The following is a 24,641-nucleotide window of genomic DNA, read 5'->3' as shown; positions in this document are numbered from 1 at the left end:
GGCGACCGACACCTCGAAAGCGGCGCCAAGCCTACAATCCTGGCATGCCTAGCCCCACACTCCTGGTCGCCCGCCGCATTCTGCTGGCGCTGGCCTTTGCCGCTCCTTTTGCCGCCGTTCAGGCGCAGTCCGCACCCGCCCGGGCGCCTGCACCCGCCGAGCCGCTACAAAATCAGGAGCAACCCGACGGCCGACGCAACCAGAAGGTCGAGCACATCCACACCGAAGACAGCGGCGCTTCGGTCGACGAGGTCCGCTACGGCGGCCGCACGCAAAGCATCAACGTGAAGCCCAAGGCCAACGTGCCCGGCTATGAAGTGCTGCCCAACGACGCAGGCACCGCACGCCCGGGCTCGGCCGACTCGAACGGCAACGGCCCGCGCGTCTGGAACGTGATGAAGTTCTGACCGTGCTGCGCGTTCAATCGTCAGCGCAGCGCTGAGCACCGCCATGGCAGTTTTTACCGAAGTCGAATTCGGCGAGGCAGACGCGCTCGTGCAGCGCCTGGGCCTGGGCCCGCTGCGCGAGTTGCGCGGCATCGAGGGCGGCATCGAGAACACCAACTACTTCGCCACCACCGAAACCGGTGAGTTCGTGCTGACCCTGTTCGAGCGCCTCAGCGCCGAGCAGCTCCCCTACTACCTTTGTCTCATGAAGCACCTGGCAGGCCGCGGCCTGCCGGTGCCGGAACCCGTGGCCGACCCGGCCATTGCGCCGCCGTCGGGCCATGCGCTGACGATTCCCGCGAACGCGCCTTGCGAGCTGCTGCTCAAGGTGGCGGGCAAGCCGGCCGCACTGGTGCAACGGCTCTCGGGCCGCAGCGAACTGGCGCCGGGCACTGCGCATTGCGCCCAGCTGGGCGAAATGCTGGCGCGCATGCACCTGGCGGCGCGCGACTTTCCGCGCATCCAGCCGAACCTGCGCGGCCTGGCGTGGTGGAACGAGACCGTTCCCGTGGTGCTGCCCTACATCGACGAGTCCCAAGCCGCACTGCTGCGCGCCGAACTGGCCTACCAGAACCATGTGGCCGATACTTCGGCCTATGCCGCACTGCCGCGCGGCCCGGTGCATGCCGACATGTTCCGCGACAACGTGATGTTCGCAACCGGCGACGACGCCGCCGCGGCGCCGCGCCTGACCGGCGTGTTCGACTTCTACTTTGCAGGCACCGACACCTGGCTGTTCGACCTCGCGGTGTGCCTGAACGACTGGGCCATCGACCTGCCCACCGGCGAGCACGACGCCGAACGCGCGGACTCGCTGCTGTCCGCCTACGAAACCGTGCGTCCGCTGAATGCCTCCGAACGCGCCCTGCTGCCCGCCATGCTGCGCGCTGCGGCATTGCGCTTCTGGATTTCGCGGCTCTGGGACTTTCATCTTCCGCGCGAAGCCAGCATGCTGAAGCCGCACGATCCCGCCCACTTCGAGCGCGTGCTGCGCGGGCGCGCCTCCCATCCGCATGCCATGGCGCAATCGCTCGAGCCGCTGGCCGCCTGACCCTTAAAAATGAAACTCAACCTCGTGCCGGCGCGAACCGGCGCTACATGGGTCCGCCTCGGACTCAAGACCTTCTGGCGGCAGCCACTCGCCTTCATTTCGCTGTTCTTCCTGCTGATGGCGCTGATCTCGACGGTGTCGCTGCTGCCGCTGCTCGGCAGCGTGCTGGCGCCGGTGCTGCTGCCCTTCATGACGCTGGGGCTGATGGTTGCCACCTCGATCGCCTACACCGACAACGCCGAGGGCATCGGCACCACCGGCCACGCACAGCGCCCCACCGGCTCCGCCATGTTCGTGGCAGTGATTGCCGCGATGCGCACCGAATGGCGCTCGCTGGTCAAGCTGGGTGTGATCTCCGCGGTGTACTTCGTGTTCGCGGTGCTGCTGACCTCGTTCATCGACGGCGGGCAGCTGGCCAAGGCCTACCTGCTCGACGAAGCGCTGACGCCCGAGATCATGGCGAGCAGCGACTTCCAGGTGGCGCGCATGTTCCTGATGTGCCTGAACCTGCCTCTGTCGCTGGCCATGTGGCATGCGCCGGCGCTGGTGCACTGGCATGGCGTGGAGCCGGTGAAGAGCATCTTCTTCAGCGTGGTCGCGGTGTTTCGCAACTTCGGCGCCTATGCGCTGTTCGGCCTCGCATGGCTCGGCGTGTTCCTGCTGGCGGGCATCGGCATGGGCCTGGTGGCCACGGTGCTGATCGGTGTCGGTTCGGTGGGCGGAGGCGGCGCCGCCGCGGCCATCGGCAATGTGCTGATCGTGGGCTCGGCGCTGGTGCTCGCGGCCATGTCGATGAGCTCGACCTGGTTCACCTTCCGCGACAGCTTCGACCCGAACTGAGGCGAGCCCCCGGCCCGCGGGCCGGAGTCTCTTCGTCAACCGGCCGGAGCCCGGTCCTTGCGCAGGCTGGCGAAAAGCGACCATGCCATGCCGGCCAGCAGCAGAAAGCCGACGCCCAGCGCTCCCCACAGCCACCACTTGCGCGAGGGATCCGGCTGCGTGGGCACCGGCAGCTGCGCCGTAGCTGCCACCACGGCATCGACGGCCGCCACCGGCGGCGGCGGCAACGCAACGGTGGCCTGGTCTGCCGCCACGGGCTTGTTCGGGTTGTAGCCCGGCACCAGCGTAGCCAGCGCCAGGGCCGCGCCCGGCGCGCTACCCTGCACTGCGTTCTTTTCGGATGCCGTACTCCACGTGAGCGAGAACGGCGCGGCGCCTTGTGCCAGGAACACCAGCGTGCGCGGCGTGGCGGCTACCGAAATCGTCGGAGGCGTTGCGCCCAGCAGGCTCACCGGGCCCGAGGTGCGAAGCCGCAGGTGCGAATAGCTCGTGCCGTCGAGCGCCAGCAGCGGCGAGCGCGCTTCGCCGCCGGCCTGCGCGAGGCGATACACCACGGTGTCGAGCAGCGGCACTTCGCCCGGCGTGCCTGAAGAAGACGATGCCGGCCGACGCTGCTGGTGCCGCAAGGCATACAGCGGATTGCGCGACACGCGCGGCGGCTCGGAGGCAACCGACGGAACGGCAGCAGGCAAGCCTGAAATCCCGACCTGCGCCAGCGTGTTGACGTCGGCCAGGTCGACGCGGAGGCTTTCGACCGGAACGCCGCGCGGCAACGCGTAGTCGCAATGGTCGGTGCCGCAGCGCTCCGGCCTCAGCGCGCCCGACCATTCGAGCGGCGCGACGGGTTCCACCTCTTGCACGCTGTCGATCGCCACGCTGGTCAGCGGTGCGCCGTTCTTCGGGTCGCTCCAGCGCAGGCGCAGGAACCGTGCTTGCACGTTGTCCAGGTCGACGGCCAGCCGCTCGATGGTCTGTCCGCCATGCGCCAGCCGTACCAGTTGCTCTTCGCCCCCGATGGGCCGCCAGTTCCGCAGGTCGTCGCTGGCCTCGAGCCTGAAGGCGAACAGGCCGCGCGCCTCGGGCGCCATTTCGAAGCGCGCCTGCAGCAGGCTGCCCTTGAGCTGGCTCGCATCGATGAGCCATTGCGCGGCGTCGTCTTGCTTGCGCGCCGGCTTGCGGGCGAGCGCCAGGGAGCCGTCGGGACGCACCTTGAAGCTCAACGCTGCGTCTTCAGATGCATCCGCCGCGCTTGCAGGCAGCGCGAAAATCGGCACGTCTTTCGAGGCAAGGCGAGGCTCCGCCGCCTCGTTGCGCAGCCATGCATAGGGCACCGCGTTGCCTGCCGCATTGCGAACCCGCAGGTCGCGCAGATCGCCGTATGCGGCGTGGGCATGAATGCCGAGCGGCAGCGTGAGCCGGTGGTACGGCCCGCTGCCTTGCAGGGCAATCGGCGCGGTGGCGGGAGGCTGCGCCCAGGCAGCACCGAACCCGGCCGTTGCCAACGCCACGGCCAGACCAATTCGCACCACATGGCGCAAGGGCTTCGCACCCGTTTTCATGCTGCACCTCCTTCGGCCAACACATCTTTCTCCATTTCGTTTTTCTTCGGCGGCACCGGGGCGAAATAACCTACAAGCAGGAGCAATGCACCCACCGCAATGAACGACACGATGCGGAACAGGCCTCCCCTGTCCGCCAGTTCGACGAAGAACAATTTCAGCACCACAACGCCCAGCAACGCGGCGCCGCCGACCCACAGCGTGCGCACGCCGCGAGAGTGGCCGAGCACCATCGCGATCACGCCGCAGATCGCCCAGGTGATTGAGAGCGCCGCCTGCGTGAGCCACGATGCGTAGAGCGCATCGAAGCGCCACTCGACGCCCGCATAGTGGTGGCAGGTGCGCAGCACCGCGCCGGTCAGCAGCGCCAGGCCGGTAACGCCGAGCACGCCCTTTGCCACCATCGGCTGCACGCGCGCGAACGACCCTTGCGGCAAGGCCCGCCACCAGAGCACCAGCGCAAACAGCACCAGCCACTGCGCCAGTTCCAGCGGGTTCAGCAGCGGCACATAGGGCAGCGGCGCGGCATTGCCCGGGCTCGTTCCGTTGGTCACCCACACCCATGCGAGCAGGTAGGCCGCCACCGGCATTGCCGCGAACTCGAGGTACGCGGCGCGGTACTCGGAGAGCGGCCAGCGTTGCAGCAGTGCGCGCGAGCACAGCAGCCAGAGCGCGACGGCGGGAACCATGGCCCAGCCCAGCAGCTGCCAGCTCGACCATTCCGCGCCGATGCGCCCCAGCTGCCATTGGCATTCGCGCGCTGCCAGCAGCAGGAAGAACCAGAAACCCGCCAGGTGGAAAGGCGCCAGCGCCGCCGGAGCAAGCCAGCGTTTTTGCGCATGCAGCAGCCGCAGGTGCCACAGCAGCGCCAGCGGCCAGGCCGCCCAGCCCAGCGCGCTCGAAGGCACGTAGACCAGCGGCGCAGCCAAGGCCACACCGTAGGCCGCGATCAGCACCAGGCCCGGCAGCGTGGCCAACGTGGCCTGGCCCAACTGCGGCCAGCCGCGCCGGTGCGCCACCACGGCCGACAGCGCCGAAGTGACCAGCACGACGGCGAGAGCAGCCGCGGCCACATGGCCGGCCATTGCGTTGCGCTGCAGCACTGCGGCGGTTTCGGCAAGCCAGCCGAATAGCCACCAGCCCAGCCCCCAGATCACCGGTGCCCACAGCACGGCCGGGTTGGCGCACCAGTCGTTGTTCCAGCGCGTGCGTTTGGCCGTGGTGGCGCCTTCGGTGGCGCACCGCCATGCCTCGCCGCTCATCCACGCGCCGGCCAGCAGGGCTGCGAGCCCCAGCACCACCGGTGTCCAGAAGCCCAGGTGCGCGAAGGCCGCGGGCGGTGTACTGCCGTCGAAGATCCAGATCTGGCCGAAGACATACAGCAGCGCCGAGACAACCTGCAGCAAGCCGGCTAGTGCCGCGAGCGGCTTGTGCGCAATGCGCAGCGCCACCCAGAGCACGACCGTGGCCGTGAGCGGCCACAGCAGCGCGGCCTGTGCCAGGCTCACCTGGAACAGCATTGCGAGGTGCAGCAGGCCCACGCCGGCGATCACCGCGACGGCATTGCCGAGTGACCACACCGGCTGAATGCCGCGTGCCAATGCGGCGCGGTGCGCCTGCAGCATCGACCATGCGGCGCTGCCGAGCAGGCTCAGCGCAATGAGGCTTGCCGCCACCGCGCCCTGCCAGCCGCTTGCAAGCACCTCGTCGGCGCTGCCGCGCACATCGGCCGCGCGATGCAGGGTGGCAATGAAGCCAGCCACCGCCAGCGCCTGCATGCCATAGGTCACGAAAGCCAGCGGCCGGAGCTTGAAGCGCACCGCCACCGCAAAAGCGGCGGAGGCGAGCAAAGCCGTCGCAGCCGCCGCCCACGGCGGCGTGAACCACTGCCACAGCAGCAGCGTGAGCGCGCCCATGCCGAGCCACGGCAAGGCGGTGCCCACCAGCGCTTCCCAGCCGTTGCCCTCGTCGAGCTTGGCGCGCCGGTGAATGGCCCACATTGCGAACGCGCTCACCGCCACCAGCATCGGGCCGATCACCGAACCCTGCAGCAGCGGATGCCCCGGCGCCGCATCGAGTTGCGTGGCTTCGAGCAACTTCCACACCGCACCGGCGAACACCAGGAACGAGAACGCCCGCGCATACACGCGCCCTTGCCGCGCGCCCAGCCAGTACATGCCAGCTGCCTCGACCGCCCAGGCCGCGCCCGTCCAGCGGCCTTCGAGGCCGAGCGGAATGGCCAACGTGCCGAAGATCACGCCCACGATGGCGTAGGCCTCCGCAAGCAGCGCCAGGCCCTTGGGCTGTGTGGCGAACACCAGCCGCCCCAGCACCAGGTAAAAGGCCGCGAGCGCCATCGCCGAGAAGGCGGCGCCGTATTCCCACGGCTGCATGAGCAGGTACTGCATGCCGAACGCGACCATCGGCGTGCCGAACACCAGCGAGCTGTCGACGCGGCCCGCGCGCCGCAGCGTGTCGAGCGCGCGGGTGGCCAGCGGCTCTGCGGGCTGCACGGGTGCGTCGAACAGCGTGCGGCGCGCGAACAGCAGGCCCACCGCGACGAACATCAGGAAGAACACCAGCAGGAACGGCTGCACGATGCCGTACTGGTCGTCTGTGTAGTACTTCTGCGCCCAGCCCGCAGCCAGCGTGAAGGTGCCGACAAAACCGATCAGGTTGAGCACCCGCCAGGCCTTGAACCAGGCGATCAGCACAATGCCGACGTCGAGCACCAGCAGGTAGGTGAAGAGGCCCACGGGCCGGTTCTGCCCGGTGGAGGCAAGCACCGGCGCCGCAAAACCCTCGAGCGCCGCAACAATGGCCAGCAGCGGTGCGTTCTGCAGCACCGCCAGCACCGCGCTCAGCGCGGCCACGCCGAACAGGAAAGCGAAGCCGGCCGTCGGTGGCAGCAGCTCGTGCACCTTCATCGCCGCGAGCGTCGTCAGATAGAAAATGCCGATGCCGGCGCCCTGCAGGATCAGCGCATAGCTGGTGCGCTTGCGGCGCAGGAACCAGCCCAGTGCCAGCAGGCCCGCGCCCACCAGCGCCACGGCGGCATAGCGCAGCTCGACAGGCACTGTGACGCGTTCAGCCGTGTAGCGCAGCAAAAAGGCGAGCCCCAGGAAAAGGATCAGCACGCCGAGCTTCACCAGCATGTTGCCGCCGAAGATCAGGTTGGCGATGGGTGCGGGCAAGCGCTCGCGCAGCGGGATCGTCGGCGGAGGCGGCGGGGGAGGCAGGCGCCGGGGCGCCGGCATGGCAACCGGCGGCTTGGCCGGAGCAGGCGCGGGCGCTGGCTCGGCAGCCGCGGGCGACGTGCCCGGCATCGAGGCACGCGCCGCGGCTGCGGCGGCTGCGGCCGCCTGCGCGGGCCGTGCGATGGGGTTCGGCGTGGCTGGCGGGATCGGTGTGGCCGGCAGGGCAATGGGAACCGGCTGCGCCACCAGCGTTGCGGAAGCACTCGCTGCGGAGATGGATTGTTCATCGGCAGGCGCCGCTTCGCCAGCGCCCTGCGTGAGCCGCCGCTCGAGCATGCTCACGCGCTGTTCGAGTTCGGCCACGCGTTGCTGCAGCTTCAGCATGCCGCCCGCCGGGGCCGTTGACGCAGCGGTGCCGGACGCGGATGCAATGCCGGGAGGCTGCGCGCGCTCGGCCTCGGTGCGCTCAGGCTCGGCGGTGCTCTTCTTGCCGACGATTTTCGGCAGCGCGAAAGCTCCGACGACGGCCAATATCAGCGCAGCCGGAACCGACTCTGCGATGGCCCCTATGAAAAGGCCGGCAATCATGCCAATGAACCACATCCTCAGCTCCCCTTGTTTTTGGCGAGCATGGAGTGTACGGCGATTGCCTCTTTAAAAACCGCCGCAAACGCCCGTGGCTATTGCACGGTCAGCTATTTGTTTAATAGCAAACTTGGCGGCGCTTACACCGGCGTGAGCTTGGCGACCGACAGCGCAAGCCACTTGACGCCATGCCGCGTGAACTTGACCTGCGCGCGCGCATCGTCGCCCGTGCCTTCGAGCGACAGCACGGTGCCTTCGCCGAACTTGTTGTGGAACACCTGCATGCCCGACCGCAGGCCGTGCGACGGTGCGGTTTTCTGCGGCGGCACCGGCGGGCTCGCAAAGGTGTCCTTGCTGCCGCCGTAGCTGCCACCGCTGCTGTAGCTGCCGCCACCGCCGCGGGTGCTCGCATAGCCGCCGCCGTAGCCGAAGGCCGACGGCGTGAACGCCTGGTTCTTGGGCGTGAGCCACTTGAGCGCGCCCTCGGGCAGCTCTTCGAAGAAGCGGCTCTTCACGTTGTAGCGCGTCTGGCCGTGCAGCATGCGCGTTTGCGAATGGCTCAGGTACAGGCGCTTGCGCGCCCGCGTGATCGCCACGTACATCAGGCGGCGCTCTTCCTCGAGGCTTTCGAAATCGCTCATCGAGTTTTCGTGCGGGAACAGGCCCTCTTCCATGCCGGTGATGAACACACAGTCGAACTCCAGGCCCTTGGCCGCGTGAACGGTCATCAGCTGGACGGCGTCCTGCCCGGCCTGTGCCTGGTTGTCGCCCGATTCGAGCGCCGCGTGCGTGAGGAACGCGGCCAGCGGGCTCAGCGTTTCGCCGGTTTCGGCGTCGGGCGCCAGCGGCTCGTCGACCACGGGGCGGGTCAGGTCAATGCCCTGGCTGGCGGGCGACTGCCGCAGTTCGTCGATGGGCAGTGCCACCGCATCGCGGCCGAAGCCTTCCTGAGTGACGAAGCTCTCGGCCGCGTTCACCAGTTCTTCCAGATTCTCGATGCGGTCGGCGCCTTCGCGGTCGGCCTTGTAGTGTTCGACAAGGCCGCTGTGGTCGAGCACCAGCTCGATGATCTCGCGCAGGCTGACGCCCTGCGTCTGCTCGCGCAGCACGTCGATCTTGGCGACGAAGCCCGTAAGGTTCGCCCCCGCCTTGCCGCCGACAACGCTCACCGCATCGTGCAGCGAGCGGCCGGCCGTGCGCGCCGCGTCCTGCAGCTGCTCGAGCGTGCGCGCGCCGATACCGCGCGGCGGAAAGTTGACCACGCGCAGGAAGCTGGTGTCGTCGTCCTTGTTCTCGAGCAGGCGCAGATAGGCCAGCGCGTGCTTGATTTCAGCCCGCTCGAAGAAGCGCAGCCCGCCGTACACGCGGTACGGTACCGAGGCATTGAAAAGCGCCGTTTCGATCACCCGGCTCTGCGCATTGCTGCGGTAGAGCACGGCCATTTCCTTGCGGTCGAAGCCGTCGCGCACGAGCTGGCGCATTTCCTCGACCATCCACTGCGCCTCGGCCAGGTCGGTGGGCGACTCGTACACGCGCACCGGCTCGCCGGGGCCTTGGTCGGTGCGCAGGTTCTTGCCCAGGCGCTTCTTGTTGTGGCTGATGAGCTCGTTGGCCGAATCGAGAATGTTGCTGTAGCTGCGGTAGTTCTGCTCGAGCTTGATCTGGTGCTGCACGTCGAACTCGCGCACAAAGTCGGCCATGTTGCCCACGCGCGCGCCGCGGAAGGCGTAGATGCTCTGGTCGTCGTCGCCCACTGCAATCACGCTGTTCTGGCCGGGCGTGAACTGGCCCGCCACCGTGTTGCCCGAAAGCATCTTGATCCACGCGTACTGCAGCCGGTTGGTGTCCTGGAACTCGTCGATCAGGATATGGCGGAAGCGCCGCTGGTAGTGCTCGCGCACCGGGTCGTTGTCGCGCAGCAGTTCGTAGCTGCGCAGCATGAGCTCGCCGAAATCGACCACGCCTTCGCGCTGGCACTGTTCTTCGTAGAGCTGGTACAGCTCTACCTTCTTTCGGTCGTCGTCGCTGCGGATTTCCACGTCGCGCGGGCGCAGTCCGTCTTCCTTGGCGCCCGCAATGAACCACTGCGTCTGCTTGGCCGGAAAGCGCTCGTCGTCCACGTTGAACTGCTTCATCAGCCGCTTGATGGCCGAAAGCTGGTCTTGCGTGTCGAGGATCTGGAAGGTGGAAGGCAGGTTGGCCAGCTTCCAGTGCGCGCGCAAAAGGCGGTTGCACAAGCCGTGGAAGGTGCCGATCCACATGCCCCGCACATTGACCGGCAGCATGGCCGTGAGCCGCGTCATCATTTCCTTGGCGGCCTTGTTGGTGAAGGTCACGGCCAGGATGCCGCCGGCGGAGACCTGGCCGGTCTGGAGCAGCCAGGCGATGCGGGTGGTCAGCACCCGGGTCTTGCCCGAGCCGGCGCCGGCCAGGATGAGGGCATTGCCCGCGGGAAGGGTGACCGCGGCGCGCTGCTCCGGGTTCAGGTTCTGCAGCAGCGGCAGTTCCAGGGGGTTGGCATCAGCCGCAGGTTCGTTAAACAACATCCGTCGATTGTAGAAACCAACTCGTATGCGGGTTATATGAAGAACTGGAAGACCTGCCTTCGACACCCTGCGTAAAATCAATCACCGGGCCCAAGTTTCTTGCGTCCGGTTTTTTGTGGGCGTTTCTTTTCCGAAACGCCCCGGAAACCGGCCGGACCAAGCGCTCATTCGTTCGTTTCAACGATTCCTTTTCAGGAGCCTGGTCATGCAGATTTTCGATTACGACAACATCCTTTTGCTTCCGCGCAAGTGCCGCGTGGAAAGCCGCTCGGAGTGCGACACCAGCGTGACGCTGGGCGCGCGCAGCTTCCGCCTGCCGGTGGTGCCGGCCAACATGAAGACGGTGGTCGACGAGTCGATCTGCCTCTGGCTTGCGCAGAACGGCTACTTCTACGTGATGCACCGCTTCGACCTGGACAACGTCAAGTTCGTCAAGGAAATGCAGGGCAAGGGCGTGTTCGCCTCCATCTCGCTGGGCGTGAAGAAACCCGACTACGACACGGTCGACCAGCTGGCGGCCGAGGGCCTGGTGCCCGAATACATCACCATCGACATTGCGCACGGCCATGCCGACAGCGTGAAGAACATGATCGGCTACCTGAAGCAGAAGCTGCCGGGTTCCTTCGTGATTGCCGGCAACGTTGGCACGCCCGAAGCCGTGATCGACCTGGAGAACTGGGGCGCAGATGCCACCAAGGTTGGCATCGGCCCGGGCAAGGTGTGCATCACCAAGCTCAAGACAGGTTTCGGCACGGGTGGCTGGCAGCTCAGCGCGCTCAAGTGGTGCGCGCGCGTGGCCACCAAGCCGATCATTGCGGACGGCGGCATTCGCGACCACGGCGACATTGCCAAGAGCGTGCGCTTCGGCGCGTCAATGGTGATGATCGGCTCGCTCTTCGCGGGCCATGAGGAATCGCCGGGCAAGACGGTCGAAGTCGACGGCGTGCTCTTCAAGGAGTACTACGGCTCGGCCAGCGACTTCAACAAGGGCGAGTACAAGCACGTCGAGGGCAAGCGCATCCTCGAGCCCATCAAGGGCAAGCTGGCCGAGACGCTGGTCGAGATGGAGCAGGACGTGCAGAGCTCCATCAGCTACGCGGGCGGCCGCACGCTGATGGACATCCGCAAGGTCAACTACGTCACGCTGGGCGGCGACAACGCGGGCGAGCACCTGCTGATGTAGGCGCCCTGCCCGGCCGGGCGGTCAAGCCTCCAGGAGTTGCACCGCTTGCCGATGCAAGCTGTGGGCGGGATCGGCCAGCGCATCGACGACGCTGAAGTGGTTCAGGCCCGGCAGCGTTTCGCACACGGGCACGGTGTTGCGGCCCCATGCCTCGCGGATCAACTCGTTGTGGCGCAGGAACTCCTCGCTCTCATCGCCGCCCACCACCGCATGCAGCTGGCCGCGCGCCGGGGCCGGCCACAGCGCCGGGCTGGCGCGCAACGCGTCCGCATCGCTGAGCTTGAGCACGTTCGCGAGGAACGGCGTGCGCTGCAGCGGCCGAAGGTCGTAAAGGCCCGAGATCGACAACGCATTGCGCACCACTTGCGCCGGAAGATCGGGCGCAACCGCCTTCCAGTTGCAGGCGAGCAGCGTGGCCGCCATGTGACCGCCGGCCGAATGCCCGGCCACGGTAATGCGCGACGGGTCCGCGCCAAAGCTCGCGGCGTTCCGCCAGGTCCACTCGAGCGCACGCACCATCTGCATGAGGATGCCCGGCACGGTCACGGGCTGCTCCGCCGTTCCGGGGCACAGCGCGTAGTTGGGCATGACCACGCACACGCCGCGGTCGTTGAATGCGGGCGCAATGAAGGAATGGTCGCGCTTGTCCATCGCACGCCAATAGCCGCCATGAATGAACACCAGCACCGGCGCACCGGGCACGGGGGCGGGAAAGATGTCGAGCGTTTCGTTGATGCCCTGGCCGTAGGGCACGTCGATCCGGCCGGCGAGAGCCTCGCGCGCGGCAACGGAATCGCCTGCCCATCGCTTGAAGTACGCAGGGTGGTCTTTCACCCTCGCGAGGTTGTTGTACATGCCTTCCAGCCAGGCGGGGTCGTGCGATGCCATGCGGTTCCTGCTTCCTTCTTTTTTGGAGACCGTGCATCTTGGCGCATCCTGGGTTTGCCGCATGCGCTTGCAGGGGTGTTCTGGTTAAAATCCGGCCTGCGTTGGGGGGGTAGCTCAGCTGGGAGAGCGCCGCGTTCGCAATGCGGAGGTCGTGAGTTCGATCCTCATCCTCTCCACCAACACCCATGCAAAAAGGGCTCGGATTTCTTCCGAGCCCTCTTTTCTTGCACTGGCGTTGACTCCGGTTTATCGCTGTTGCGCCCTTCACCAGCCGCCGGTTACAGTTACATAAAAGAGGACGAAAGTTTTCATTTGGTAACAAAATTACCCGCGTAAGCACAGAAACAAAGTATTGCATTTGACTACCAAAGTAGTATTGTGAAATCTTCACATTAAACCTTTGGTATCAAACGTGAACAGAGCGGGCCCAGTACTCAATTTTCCGGAACGCCAAGGCTGGCGGCCCTCCGGACACACCAGCGGAGCATGAGATTGCTCAACGTACTGGAACAACGCCGTGCCAGCCACCTCCTTCGACCCGGACTGCGGGACCGACTTCAACCTTACCGCCGACGCGGTCATGGTTGCAAGGATGCGGCTGGTGCTGTCGATCTCCGCCGTGCTGGCGGTCGCGGTTGACGCAGGCGAGGCACAAAGGCACATCAGCAGCCCCATGTGGCTGGCATTCGCCAGCTACCTGCTCTACAGCGTCAGTGTTTACATCTGCACACGCACAGGACAGCGCTATTTCCGGGGCAAGGCGATCCACTGGTTCGATGTGCTGTGGTTCACGGTGCTCATATTCGTAACGGGCGGTCTTCCGAGCCTTTACTTTCTCTTCTACTTCTTCGTCATCCTCACTTCGTCGTTCCGCTGGGGCTATGAAGAAGGCGCCAGGGTGACGATGGCCTCCGTGGCGTCGTTCGCCGCCTGCAGCCTGGCCACCGGTACCGACACCTACACGCCGCAGTTGCTCATGCGCACCACGTTCCTGCTGGCGCTGGGGCACATGATCGGCCACTGGGGTGGATCGAAGGTCGAGTTGCGGCGGCGCCTCTCGCTGCTGGGCCAGGTAAGCCGGCTGTCGAACCCCCGGTTCGGCGTGAACCGCACGATTGCCAGCACCATGGAAAGAACGCTCGACTTCTTCAAGGCGAGCCACTGCATCCTGCTGATGCGGGATTCGGAAACCGGCAGCTGGGTCATGCGCACGCTCAAGGAAGGCGATGCGGCGGACGCCGTCAGCGTCGAGACGATCAACCGCATTTCCGACTCGCCGCTCATGGCGCTGTCCGGAGAACGCATCGTGCTGAACAACCGCCGGCCCTGGCCGCTGAACTGGCTGCGGGCCGAGGGCCATGCCTGCGAGCCGCGCAACCACCGCTGGTTTGCGCTGGACGAACACGGAGCACGCCGCAGTTCGGCCGTTGCCGCAATGCTGGAGGCCCGCTCCTTCATGAGCGCACCGCTGCCGATGCGGCTGGGCGAGGGCCGGGTCTTCGTGTCGTCTCGCGACGGGCAATTCCGCAAGTCCGACGCGCTGTTCCTGGCGCACATCATGGGACACGTCTTCCCGGTCATCGAAACCATCGAGGTGCTGGACCGGATGGCTTCGGAAGCGGCTTCGAAGGAGCGCCTGAAGATCTCGCTGGACCTGCACGACACGGCAATCCAGCCCTACATCGGCCTCAAGCTGGGGCTGAGCGCCCTGCGCAAGAAGGCGGCGGCCGACAACCCGCTGATCGACGACCTTGAAAAGCTGGCCAGCATGGCCGAGAGCGTGGTGACGGACCTGCGGCGCTATGCCGGCGCCGTCAAGCACGGCGGCGACGCGCGCTGCGAATTCATTCTTCCGCACCTGCACAAGCAGGCGGCGCGCATCAAGACGCTCTATGGGATCGACATCGCGATCCTGCTTGAAAGCGACGTCCACCTGGACGACCGGATGACGGCCGAAGTGCTTCAGCTGGTGCGCGAGGGGCTGAACAACATCTGCAAGCACACGCACGCACATCGCGGCTGCATCCGTATCGGCTGCACGAACGGCAAGCTGCACATCCGGATCGAAAACGAGAGCTGCGGCACGGAGTTCGCGAACTTCCGCCCCCGCTCCATCAGCGAACGCGCGGCGGCCCTTGGCGGCCGCGCGCAAGTCACCCAGGGCGCGGGCGGCGCCACGGCCGTTTTGGTCGAAATACCCATCTGATGAAGAAGGAAGAGGTGCAACCATGCAACCCGCTACCACCACCCAGCCCATCGGCGTCATGCTGGTGGACGACCACCAGACCATGCTGTGGGGCCTGTCGAGACTGATCGACGGCGAGCAGCCGCGCATGAAGGTCGTTGCCACAGCCAACTGCTGCGAAGACGCGCTGGAGCGAACCGGGCGATTCGCGCCCGACGTGATCGTGCTCGACCTGGACCTGGGTGGCCGGTCTGCGCTGGACATTCTTCCGATGCTGCTGTCGAACGAGGTGTCGCGTGCGCTCATCCTCACCGGCGAGCGCAGCCAGCAGACGCTGGATCTCGCAGTGCTGCGCGGCGCAAGGGGCGTGCTGCACAAGGACGCTTCCGCGGAGCAGGTGCTCGACGCGATCGAGCGCGTGCACAAGGGCGAGCTGTGCGTCGACCCGCAGGCCATGAGCCGTGTTTTCTCGGAACTGACCGCGCCCAGGAAGCCCGCGAAGGTCAACCCCGAAGCAGCCAGGCTGGCCAGCCTCACGCACAAAGAGCGGCAGGTCATCCAGGCGGTCGTCCAGGGCAGCGGCGCCCCCAACAAGACGCTGGCTTCGCGGCTCTTCGTGACCGAGCACACGTTCCGCAACCATCTCACGTCGATCTACCAGAAGCTGGGCGTGGCGAACCGGCTCGAGCTGTACATCTACGCCATCAAGCACCAGCTCGACGCTGCCGCGCCCCACTGAGCGGGCGCCGAGGCTTCAAAGCCCGCCACTGAGCATCGGCGAAATGATGCGAATCACCCGGATGGCCGCGGGCGTCAGGATGACCATCGAGATGCATGGAAAGATGCACAGCACCAGCGGCAGCAGCATCTTGGTCGGGACCTTCGCGGCAAGCTCTTCCGCGCGAACCTGGCGCTTGTGGCGCAGGTCGTCCGAGAACACGCGCAGCGACTCGCCCACGCTGGTGCCGAAGCGGTCGGCCTGGGTCAGCATGGTCGCGAAGGTTCCGATTTCTTCCACGCCGGTACGAAGCGCAAGGTTGTGCAGCGACTTCTCGCGCGTGCCGCCTGCGCGCATCTCGAGGTTGGTCCAGTGCAGCTCCTGCGCCAGGGCCTCGCTCTTGACGCGAATTTCCTCCGTGACCTTGACCAGCGCGGCGTCCAGCCCCAGGCCTGCCTCGACGCACACCAGCATCAGGTCGGCGGCATCGGGGAAATTCTCGAAGATGTCGCGTTGTCGCTCCTTGATCATCATGCGCAGCACGATGTTGGGCAGATAGCAGCCGAACAACGCCACCACCGCCAGCCACAGCAAGGTCGTGACTCCGTCGTCCGCGCCTGCCGCGCGTACCGCCACAAAGGCGAGCCCCGCAAAGCCCAGCGGCAGCAGCGTCTTCAAGCCGAAGTAGAAAAGGCTCGCGTCCGGGTGGCGGATGCCCGCGTTCAGGAACTTCAGCCGCAGCGGAGACGTCTCGCCATCGCCCGTGGGCGAAGACAGCTGTGCGAAAGGGCCGACGATCTTGACGGCGGTTTCGGTCCAGGCCGACTTGCCCGAAGAAGGCGCCACCGCCCTCAGGCGCTGCTCGGTGCGCGTGGGTAGCATCCAGACCGCGAATCCGCCGATGGCAAGAGACACGGTCACGAAAACGAGGATGGGAAGCAGCATGGCATTTCTCCTTCAGACACGAATCTTCACAATCTTGCGCAGGATCAGCACGCCGATCACCATCAAGCCCAGCATGTACTTGACTGCCGTGATGCCGATCGGATCGGTCCACAGCGGCGACATGAACTCCGGATTGAAGGTGTTCATGAGCACTGCAAGGGCGAAGGGCATAAGCCCGAGGATCCAGGCCGACAGGCGCCCTTCCGACGACAGCACCCGCACCCGCGCCAGCAGCTTGAGGCGGTCGCGGATGAGCTTGCTCAGGTTGCCGAGCACCTCGGTCAGGTTGCCGCCGGAGTCGCGCTGGATCAGCACCGACACCACGAAGTAGCGAAGGTCGGTAAGCGGAACGCGCTCGCTCATGTTCGTGAGCGCCTGCTGCAGCGAAACGCCGAAGCCGACCTCGTCGGCCACCATGCGGAACTCGCCGGCGATGGGCTCGGACATTTCCTCACCGATCATCTGCACGCTGCTCGCGAACGAATGGCCCGCGCGCAGTGCGCGCGTCACCAGGTCGAGTGCGTCCGGCAATTGCCGCTCAAGATGCGCCAGGCGGCGGCTGCGCCGGTGATTCAGGTAGAGCAGCGGCACCGCCGCGCCGGCTGCGCCCACGAGCAAGGCGATCCAGGCGGGCTGGTTTGCGAGCGACACCATCGCCGCGAAAACGACCATGCCCGACAGCGCGCAGGCCAACAGCACGTGGGATACCGTCCACTCCAGCCCGGCCTGGAGAATGAAGCGGTCCAGGCGGTGGGCCCGCGGAAGCTTCAGCAGAACGCGTTGCATCCACGGTGCGTCGCTGAGCACCCGGTCCTTCACGAGCCGGGTTTGCGCAACGCGGTCGCTGGCGGCCGACAGCGCCTGCAGCCGCTTGCCGATCTTCTGCGCATCGGGGCCGCGGTATGCGCGCCAGAGCATGTAGAGGCCTTCGATCACCAGCAGCACCGTCACCAAGACCAGCACCGACAGGGTAATGAGCGTGTCGCCAACCAGGTTCTGAAACATGAGAGGCTCCTTATTCGTAGTGCTTGTCGGGATCGAACATGGTGTCGGGCAGCACCACGCCGAAGGAGTGCAGGCGCTCGACGAATTTCGGCCGCACGCCGGTGGCATGGAAGTAGCCGCGCACGCGGCCATCGGGGCCCATGCCGGTCTGGCGGTACGCGAAGATCTCCTGCATGGTGACCACCTCGCCCTCCATGCCGGTGATCTCCTGGATGCTGGTGACCTTGCGGCGGCCGTCGACCATGCGCAGGACCTGGATCACAACGGTGATGGCCGAGGCGATCTGCTGGCGCACGGAATGATGCGGAAGGTTCAGGTTGGCCATGCTGATCATGTTCTCCAGCCGCGCCAGCGCATCGCGCGGGCTGTTGGCGTGGATGGTGGTCAGCGAGCCTTCATGGCCGGTGTTCATGGCCTGCAGCATGTCGACCGCCTCTGCGCCGCGCACTTCGCCGATGACGATGCGGTCGGGCCGCATGCGCAGCGCGTTGCGCACCAGCGCACGCTGCGTGATCTCGCCCTTGCCTTCGATGTTCATTGGCCGGGTTTCCATGCGGGCGACGTGCGGCTGCTGCAACTGGAGCTCGGCCGCGTCCTCGATGGTGATGATGCGTTCGGTGACGGGAATGAAGCCCGACAAAATGTTCAGCAGCGTCGTCTTGCCGGCGCCGGTGCCGCCGGAGATCAGCATGTTGATCTTCGAGCTGGCCAGCCCCTCGAGCATCAGCGCCATTTGCGGCGTGAGCGTCTTGAGGTCGTCCACCAGGTTCTCCATCTTCAGCGGGATCTTCGCGAAGCGGCGAATCGACATCATCGGGCCATCCAGCGCCACCGGTGCCACCACCGCATTGACACGCGACCCGTCCGGCAGCCTGGCATCGACCATGGGGCTGGATTCGTCGATGCGCCGCCCCACCAGCGAAACGATCTTGTCGATGATGCGCAGCAGGTGCTTCTCGTCGGTGAAGCTCACGTCCGTGAGTTCCAGCCGGCCCTTGCGCTCGACATAGATCTGGTCGTGCGAGTTGACCAGGATGTCCGACACGGTGGGGTCCGCCATCAGCAGCTCGATGGGCCCGAAGCCGAGCATCTCGTGCTGGATGTCGCGGATGAGCGTACGCCGCTCGATGTCGTTCAGCGCCTCGGGTTCTTCCTGCAGCAGCCGCGCAACCATCGTGGAGATCTCGTGGCGCAGCACCTCGGGCTTCAGGGTTTCGAGCACCGCCAGGTCGAAGCGGTCCAGCAGCTTCAGGTGCATTCGCTCCTTCAGGAGCTTGTAGGAGTCCGAGGCAAAGGATGAAAGCGCGGCATCGGCCACGGGCAAAACCGTGGGGCGCGCGACCGGCTCGGCTTCGATCGCATTGAGCTGTTCTCTGAATGACATGTGGACCTGCCTTGCTGTTGGAGGAAGAAGATTCGCGGCGATGCAAAGCGGGCGTCAGGCGCGGCGGAAGAGCCGGCCGATGAAGCCCGGCGCTTCTTTCTGGCGCGGACTGAGCGTGTGGGCAATTTCAACCAGCCGCTTGCAGAGCGCACTGCCGCGCGACATCTCCGCCAGCGGCACGCCGCGGTTGATCGAGGCGTCCACGTCCTTGCCGCCGTCGGGCACGCTGACCAGCGTGGCCCCGCCGAGTGAACGGCGCATATCGGACAAGCCGATCTCCGTGCCGCCCGCGCTGCGGTTGACCAGCAGCTCGACCTTGCCGGCCGGGTAGCCGAGCGACTTGAACATCTGCATGAGACGCGTCACGTTGCGGATGTGCGGCAGGCTGGGCTGGAGCACCGGAAAGATGCGGTCCGCGCGGTCCATCACACGGATGGCGAGCGGATCGACGCGCAGGCCAAGGTCGAACAGCACGAAGTCGTACTGCGCCACGGCCACCTGCAGGATGGCATCGATGTGCTCGGCCTTGACCTCCAGGGCACGCGAAAGGTCTTCCGGCGCGGCAAGAATGCTGAAGCCCGGCGCCACCTTCACCGCACTGGCGGCAAGCAAGGAGGCATCGAGCCGGCCGATGTCGCGCGCCACGTCGGCCACCGTGGAAGTGGGCCGCAGGTCGCACACGTAGGACAGCGCATCGCCGAACTGCAGGTTCAGGTCGATCAGCAGCACCGAGCGGCGCATGGAGAGCTGATGCCCGATGTTGGTCGCAAGAAAGGTGGCGCCGCTGCCGCCCTTGCACGGCATGAACGCCACCACCTGCCCCGGCTCGCGCGCCTGCGTGCCGGCCATCTTGAGCGCAATGCGCTCCACGGCCGCCTCCAGCGCCGCGGGCTCGGGCGGCGAAGGCAGCACTTCGCGCACGCCCGAACGCATGGCAAGAATCAGGAACTCCGGCGTCTGCATGGCGCACAGCAGCACCACCGCAATCGCGGGATGGCGCATGGTGAGCTGCTCCACCATCGCCAGCTCATGAGGGTCGCAGCACATGCCGTCCACCAGCAGGAGCTCGGGTGCCGATCGTTCGACCACCCATTGCATGCGGCTCTTGCCGCCTTCGAACGGCGAGACCACATGGGAGCGGGCCTCGAGCACCTTGCGCATGTCCTGCAGATGGCCGGCATTGGGGGAGATGATGGAGATCTTCATGGCGGGTTCCGTTTCGTCTCTACGAGCAAATGGTCGGGCTGTGGGGGTCCTTGCGCATCACCTCACGCGGCAGGAAGGTGGAAAAACTCGGCATCGGGATGAGCGGCGCAGCGGCACCGACGATGGGCGAGATCCATTGGTAGTTGAGCCCGGTGATGCCCACCGTGACGCCCTGGCAGGTGGCGGCCGTGCAGCTGGCCGGTGTCCAGGCCACGCTCACGGCAGTGATCTGCGGCAGCAAGGCCTGCATGCGGGCCAGCACCAGCGCCTGCTGGGCGGTATCGTCGCAGACCACCGCATAGCGCGCGCCGGCACGCGTGGCCTCGCTGGCCATGCTCCATGTGAACAGCATCCGCGAAAAGTCCACGATGCCCAACAGCAGCATGAGAAAGATGAGCAGGCCCAGCGCAAACTCCACGGTGGTCGCCCCCGATGTGCGGTGTCTCATGATGGAGCCCTCATGGTGGCGGTGATGTCGCTGAAAACGATGTTGCCGTTCGCATCGGCAAACGCGAGGCCCATCACCGAAGGAAAGAGCGAATGGAAGGTGTAGCTGCTGATGCGCACCGTCACCGTGGTGATGAGCGGGTTGGCCCCCGCCGACTGCCAGGTGCAGCAGCTGTCCGCGGGCACATTCGAAAGGCTCAGGCCGCGCGCGAGCGGCGTACCGGTGCCGGCGGTGTTGCCGAACACCATCAGGTTGCGCGCCTCGGTGATGTGCGTGCCAGGCGTCTGGACCGACAGGTAGCGAACCGCATCGCGCGTCGACTTGACGACCAGGTTGTATTCGTACATCGCCCGGCCGAACTCGGTCGTGATGAAGGTGAGCAGCAGCAGGAGCGGCGTGATGAGCGCCAGCTCGACCAGCGCCGCGCCGCGCTGCTTGTGGTTCGTAGGCCTTTTCATTCGCTTCACCTCACCAGAACGGGCACCAGGGGCCCGGCCGTGCCACCGGCGAGTCCGCTGGTGGTGCAGGGGCTGCCGGCCGCACCCGCATTGCCGCGGAACTCGAGCCATGTGTCGCTCATCGGAATGGTCAGCGGCTGCAGCATCAGCATGCAGGCGTAGTCGATGACACGTCCGCCGCCGTCGATCACCGGCACGGTGACCACACGCCGGTCCAGCCCATATTGCTTGTGGCCTCCGGTGACGTTGCCCGAGGTGGCCAGCTTCTGGAAGCTGTTGAGCGAAAGCCCGGTGAGGTCTTCGCAGTCCTTCACCTTGCCGGTAGCGGCACAGGAAGAGAAGGCCGCGCGCTTGGCCAGGAAGTCGCCAAAGGCGTTGGACTGCGCGGGCCAGGTGGCGGCGGTATAGGCGTAGCCCGTGTAGTCGGGCCGCTGCACGCTTGGATCGCCGCTGTTCTTGTAGATGCCGAAGCGCTGGTTCCAGACATCGACCACCGAGGTCTGCACACCGGGCGTGCCGAGTGTGTCGCCCACTTTCGTTCCGCAGTGGTTGTTCAGTTCGGCTTCGGTTTCCGAGGCGCTGTTGCTGCCGTCGAGATTGGCCCAACCGATCTCTCCGCCGGCGGATGCGTTCTGCGCCTGGATCAGCTTCACCCAGTCGCCCACGCTGAGCCCGTAGTTCGGCGCAACGCCTCCGGCCTTGGGCTTGAGGGCGACGGGGATCGGGCAGGTGGTCTGCGCACTGGCCCGTGTGGCCACTGCGCTGGCGAAGACGCTGCCTGTCGCAGGATAGGCAGCGGCATTGCCGGAGAAGGCCCCCATGGCCTTCATGAGCCAGATGACGATATTGGGCTGGGTGTGTACGCACTGCGCATAGGTGGCCACTGCGGGGTCGACCGTGGGCGCATACGAGGCATCGCGGAACGTGATGTCGGCGAGGACGAGCTGGCCCTCCCCGCTCCACGTGGCCGACTGCATGTTGACCCGGTTCGCGTTACCGGCGGTCTGGCCCGCGCTTTGGGCCCGCGTGATCGCGTTGCCCTGCTTGTCGAGCTCGCGCGCGGCGGCCAGCGCGCAACTGTCGACGGCGGTCTGAAGCTCTGTCCGCACGACGAACAGGTGACCGAAGTCCAGCGCAATGCCCATGAATCCGAGGAGGAACAGCAGGACCAGTGCAGTGGTGATGATCATTGCGCCGCGCTGGCGGCGGCCGGGGTGGCGGACTTGCATGATCGGCTTCCTGTGCAATGGTGGCGGTTCAAGAAAAAACTCTGCGCTTTATTCGCACTCCACGCCGCCGAGGCAGGTGAAGACGCGATCGACGAAATCGCTGAGGCTGGTGCCTGTTGCCAGTGGCTGCAGGGCGATGATCAGCAGGATCGAGATCACCGCGATGAGCAGTGCGTACTCCACCACCTGGGCGCCGCTTTCTTCCTTCAGAAAGGACTTGAACATGGGACTACTCCTTTTGTGTCTTGAGAAGAAGGCGGACCTGACAAGAAGTGAGCCGGCGAGCGTGAGACATGCCACGGTTCGCCCGCCCAGCGACTTACACGCACCCGCCAGTCGTCGAAGTCAGGCAAGTGACAACACGGCCGATGAAGGTCGAGAAGCTGCCGTTGCTGTCGGTGAGCGCCTTCAATGCAACCACCAGTGCGATCGAGACGACCGCGATGATCAGCGCGTACTCCACGACTTGAGCACCGCTCTCGTCCTGCAGGAATGACTTGAACATGGGACTACTCCTTTTCATTGAGATGAATGCAGATCTGGTCAGTGAGCCGGCGAGCACGGGGTTTACCGGCTCGCCCGCCCAGCGACTTACACGCAACCGCCAGTTGTCGAAGTCAGGCAGGTTGTCACGCGACCGATGAAGGTCGAGAAGCTGCCGTTGCTGGCGGTAAGCGCCTTCAGTGCAACGACCAGCGCAATCGAAACGACCGCGATGATCAATGCGTACTCGACGACTTGGGCGCCGTCTTCGTCGCGCAGGAAGCTGTCGGTGGATTGGCCGATGGCCTGGAGAAGGTTTTTCATGGTTCTTTCCTTTCGAGGTTTGAACAGTTGGAAATCAGGTTTGAAGAATTGACGGGTGGGGACGAAAGTTGATTGAGATTCGTGGTGCTCTCCTTTCCATCTGAAGACTCTGTGGAACAAATCCGCAAAAAGGATGCAGTCACTTCGCCGAGCCGCCGATCTGGCCGCCGATGTTGATGACGTTCACCGCAGGCGGTGGCGTCTTGTAAGACTCGTGGTATTGCTTCATCGACTCGCTCGCCGAGCGGCCGTCCATGCCGGCAACCGGATTCCCGTCCTTGCCCGCATCGGGATTGAGGGTCATCTTCTTTCTGGCATCGCGCACCGCATCGCCAAAGCGCGCGTCGTAGTTCGGCGTGACGTGGGAGCATCCGGTGCCCAGCAGCAGCGTCAGCGCGAGAGTGGTCGACTTGATGAACATGGTGTGCTCCTGGCTGGTGTCATCGGGGTCATTGGGTATTGCCGGCCGGTGCAACCGGTGCCGGGGTGGCGCTTTCGAGGCTGCCGTTCAGGTAGACCTCGGCGCGGCTCGGAACGACGTGGTTGTCGGTCGGAACGCGGGGCACCTCGGCGAGCGGCCGCACCAGGCGCGGCGTGATCACGAACATCAGCTCGGTCTGGTCGTTCTGGAACTCGGTGCTGCGGAACAGTGCGCCCATCACCGGCACTTCACCCAAGCCGGGGTAGCGCTTGATGGACTCGGTGACATTGCTCTTGATGAGCCCCGCAATGACGAAGCTCTGCCCGTCGTTGAGCTGCACGGTGGTATCGGCGCGGCGCACCGTCAGCGAAGGCAGCACGGCGGTCACGCCGGTCACGGTGGTAAAGGGCGAGCCGGTCTGCGACAGGTCCGACACTTCGGAGACCATCTTGAGATTGACCCGGCCGCCGTTGAGCACGGTCGGGGTGAACTTGACCCCGATGCCGAACTCTTTTTCTTCCAGCGTGATGTTCGTTCCACCGCCGCCGGCGGCGCTCTGCGCAACCGGAATGAAGATCTTTCCGCCCGACAGGAAGCTCGCCTGCTGGCCGCTGATGGCCATGATGTTGGGCTCCGCCAGGATGCGCACCAGGCCGTCGTCTTTCTGGCCGTCGATGCCGATGGACGTGCGGCCGATTCTCAGCGCCTCGATCAGGCCCCCGCCCCCGCTCAGGAAGCTGGAGATCAGCGAATAGCTGTCGCGGCCGCCGCTGCCCGAGCGGCTCAATCCGACGCGCGCGCCCAGCCGGTCCAGCAGTGTCTTGCTGATCTCGGCAATCTTGACTTCGAGCATGACCTGCTGCGGCGCCGTGACCCGCAGCAGGTTCACGACCTTCTTGCCGTCGGCACCGTAGGCCATGGCCAGGCTCATCACGTCGTCGAGCTTGAGCGCGTCGCTGATCTCGCCGGTGAGCACGATCGATTTCTCCGCGCTGCGCACGCGGATGCGGTTCTCTTCAGGCATCAGCTCGGCGAGCTTCGACTGCAGTGCGCCCGGATCGATGGTGACGACCACGTCCTTGATGTAGCAGGTGCCGTCGGTGCTTTGCAGCACCACGTTCATCGAGCCGGCCTGGCGCCCGCGGAAGAAGAGATCGTTCGGGCTCAGCAGCATCACGTCGACATCGGCCACGCCGTCGCCTGCGTTCGCGGCCGTGGGTGCCGCCGCTGCGGGCTGCCCTGCCGGCGCCGCGGCCGGCGCGCGGTTCGGTGGCTGCCCACTGACCACGATGCGCGCCACGCGCGCCTTGAGCGGAATGACCACCGACTTGCCGAGCACCGCGTAGGTGGGCTGGTCGTCCGGAATGATGGCCGTGCAGCGGCGCATGGCGGGTGCGGCGGCCGGCGCGGGTGCCGCGGGTGCCGCAACAGGCGCCGGAGCCGGGGCTGCGAGCTCCGCCGCAAACCCGGGCGTCGCCAGGGCCGTGAGCGCCGCCAGCAGCCAGGCGGGTGAAGAAGAGAGATATTGCACTTGTGGTTC

At 65.9% G+C, this 24,641-nt stretch carries 22 protein-coding genes and 1 tRNA gene; 7 read left to right on the top strand and 16 right to left on the bottom strand.

The window, feature by feature from the left end:
* Positions 1–44 precede the first annotated feature (44 nt).
* From V9K97_RS07630 to V9K97_RS07620, 3 genes are read left to right on the top strand one after another with little or no spacing between them, the layout of a single operon-like run.
* On the top strand, positions 45–407 hold the full coding sequence (locus V9K97_RS07630) for a hypothetical protein (protein ID WP_258504958.1): 363 nt from the start codon (positions 45–47) through the stop codon (positions 405–407).
* A gap of 43 nt (positions 408–450) precedes the next feature.
* Positions 451–1,497, top strand: a complete 1,047-nt coding sequence (locus tag V9K97_RS07625; protein ID WP_337295462.1) for a homoserine kinase — start codon at positions 451–453, stop codon at positions 1,495–1,497.
* A gap of 9 nt (positions 1,498–1,506) precedes the next feature.
* Positions 1,507–2,337, top strand: a complete 831-nt coding sequence (locus V9K97_RS07620; RefSeq protein WP_337317312.1) for a BPSS1780 family membrane protein — start codon at positions 1,507–1,509, stop codon at positions 2,335–2,337.
* Positions 2,338–2,372: 35 nt separating this feature from the next.
* On the opposite strand, the gene V9K97_RS07615 is transcribed toward V9K97_RS07620, so the two are convergent.
* The 3 genes from V9K97_RS07615 to V9K97_RS07605 form a co-directional block, all read right to left on the bottom strand.
* Positions 2,373–3,896, bottom strand: coding sequence for a DUF3999 domain-containing protein (locus V9K97_RS07615; RefSeq protein WP_337317311.1), 1,524 nt, complete (start codon positions 3,894–3,896; stop codon positions 2,373–2,375).
* Positions 3,893–7,696, bottom strand: a complete 3,804-nt coding sequence (locus V9K97_RS07610; protein WP_337317309.1) for a DUF2339 domain-containing protein — start codon at positions 7,694–7,696, stop codon at positions 3,893–3,895. The genes V9K97_RS07615 and V9K97_RS07610 overlap by 4 nt, the downstream gene beginning before the upstream one ends.
* Positions 7,697–7,818: 122 nt before the next feature.
* Positions 7,819–10,224 (bottom strand): UvrD-helicase domain-containing protein, encoded by a 2,406-nt coding sequence (locus V9K97_RS07605; RefSeq protein ID WP_337317308.1) that lies wholly within the window; start codon positions 10,222–10,224, stop codon positions 7,819–7,821.
* A 205-nt stretch (positions 10,225–10,429) separates the two neighbouring features.
* Here V9K97_RS07605 and V9K97_RS07600 point away from each other — a divergent pair, with 205 nt between their 5' ends.
* Complete coding sequence (locus V9K97_RS07600; protein ID WP_337317306.1) at positions 10,430–11,407, top strand: GMP reductase; 978 nt, start codon at positions 10,430–10,432, stop codon at positions 11,405–11,407.
* Between the two features lie 21 nt (positions 11,408–11,428).
* Here the strand turns inward: V9K97_RS07600 and V9K97_RS07595 are convergent, their stop codons facing one another.
* A complete protein-coding gene (locus V9K97_RS07595) occupies positions 11,429–12,295 on the bottom strand; it encodes an alpha/beta hydrolase (RefSeq protein ID WP_337317305.1) in 867 nt (288 codons plus the stop codon).
* Between the two features lie 103 nt (positions 12,296–12,398).
* On the opposite strand from V9K97_RS07595, the gene V9K97_RS07590 reads away from it, so the two are divergent.
* From V9K97_RS07590 to V9K97_RS07580, 3 genes are all read left to right on the top strand, one after another.
* Positions 12,399–12,474: transfer RNA gene (locus V9K97_RS07590), tRNA-Ala, on the top strand.
* Between the two features lie 338 nt (positions 12,475–12,812).
* Positions 12,813–14,501, top strand: a complete 1,689-nt coding sequence (locus V9K97_RS07585) for a sensor histidine kinase (RefSeq protein ID WP_258504944.1) — start codon at positions 12,813–12,815, stop codon at positions 14,499–14,501.
* Positions 14,502–14,523: 22 nt separating this feature from the next.
* Entirely contained in the window at positions 14,524–15,219 is a 696-nt protein-coding gene (locus tag V9K97_RS07580) for a response regulator transcription factor (protein WP_337317303.1), read from the top strand.
* A gap of 15 nt (positions 15,220–15,234) precedes the next feature.
* Here the strand turns inward: V9K97_RS07580 and V9K97_RS07575 are convergent, their stop codons facing one another.
* From V9K97_RS07575 to V9K97_RS07520, 12 genes are all read right to left on the bottom strand, one after another.
* Positions 15,235–16,143 (bottom strand): type II secretion system F family protein, encoded by a 909-nt coding sequence (locus V9K97_RS07575; RefSeq protein ID WP_258504941.1) that lies wholly within the window; start codon positions 16,141–16,143, stop codon positions 15,235–15,237.
* Between the two features lie 12 nt (positions 16,144–16,155).
* Positions 16,156–17,148 (bottom strand): type II secretion system F family protein, encoded by a 993-nt coding sequence (locus V9K97_RS07570; RefSeq protein WP_337317302.1) that lies wholly within the window; start codon positions 17,146–17,148, stop codon positions 16,156–16,158.
* Between the two features lie 10 nt (positions 17,149–17,158).
* A complete protein-coding gene (locus V9K97_RS07565) occupies positions 17,159–18,532 on the bottom strand; it encodes a CpaF family protein (protein ID WP_337317300.1) in 1,374 nt (457 codons plus the stop codon).
* Positions 18,533–18,586: 54 nt separating this feature from the next.
* Positions 18,587–19,738, bottom strand: coding sequence for an AAA family ATPase (locus V9K97_RS07560; protein ID WP_337317299.1), 1,152 nt, complete (start codon positions 19,736–19,738; stop codon positions 18,587–18,589).
* A 19-nt stretch (positions 19,739–19,757) separates the two neighbouring features.
* Positions 19,758–20,186 (bottom strand): TadE/TadG family type IV pilus assembly protein, encoded by a 429-nt coding sequence (locus V9K97_RS07555; protein WP_126749168.1) that lies wholly within the window; start codon positions 20,184–20,186, stop codon positions 19,758–19,760.
* Positions 20,183–20,644 (bottom strand): TadE/TadG family type IV pilus assembly protein, encoded by a 462-nt coding sequence (locus tag V9K97_RS07550; RefSeq protein ID WP_337317297.1) that lies wholly within the window; start codon positions 20,642–20,644, stop codon positions 20,183–20,185. Before V9K97_RS07550 ends, V9K97_RS07555 begins: the two co-directional genes overlap by 4 nt.
* Positions 20,645–20,649: 5 nt before the next feature.
* Entirely contained in the window at positions 20,650–21,873 is a 1,224-nt protein-coding gene (locus tag V9K97_RS07545) for a pilus assembly protein TadG-related protein (protein WP_337317296.1), read from the bottom strand.
* Positions 21,874–21,921: 48 nt separating this feature from the next.
* Positions 21,922–22,098, bottom strand: a complete 177-nt coding sequence (locus V9K97_RS07540) for a Flp family type IVb pilin (RefSeq protein WP_258504929.1) — start codon at positions 22,096–22,098, stop codon at positions 21,922–21,924.
* 94 nt (positions 22,099–22,192) lie between these two features.
* Positions 22,193–22,378: a Flp family type IVb pilin gene (locus tag V9K97_RS07535; RefSeq protein ID WP_258504927.1), complete on the bottom strand. Its 186-nt coding sequence runs from the start codon at positions 22,376–22,378 to the stop codon at positions 22,193–22,195.
* 86 nt (positions 22,379–22,464) lie between these two features.
* Positions 22,465–22,680 (bottom strand): Flp family type IVb pilin, encoded by a 216-nt coding sequence (locus tag V9K97_RS07530; RefSeq protein ID WP_258504925.1) that lies wholly within the window; start codon positions 22,678–22,680, stop codon positions 22,465–22,467.
* 139 nt (positions 22,681–22,819) lie between these two features.
* The gene (locus V9K97_RS07525) at positions 22,820–23,101 is read right to left on the bottom strand and encodes a hypothetical protein (RefSeq protein WP_258504923.1); all 282 of its coding nucleotides are present in this window, start codon (positions 23,099–23,101) and stop codon (positions 22,820–22,822) included.
* 28 nt (positions 23,102–23,129) lie between these two features.
* Positions 23,130–24,632, bottom strand: a complete 1,503-nt coding sequence (locus tag V9K97_RS07520; protein WP_337317294.1) for a type II and III secretion system protein family protein — start codon at positions 24,630–24,632, stop codon at positions 23,130–23,132.
* Positions 24,633–24,641 lie beyond the last annotated feature (9 nt).

This window comes from Variovorax sp. CCNWLW186 (assembly GCF_037203865.1).
Lineage (GTDB): Bacteria > Pseudomonadota > Gammaproteobacteria > Burkholderiales > Burkholderiaceae_C > Variovorax.
Note: the sequence above shows the minus strand (reverse complement) of the source record. Positions and strands in the feature narration are given on the sequence as shown.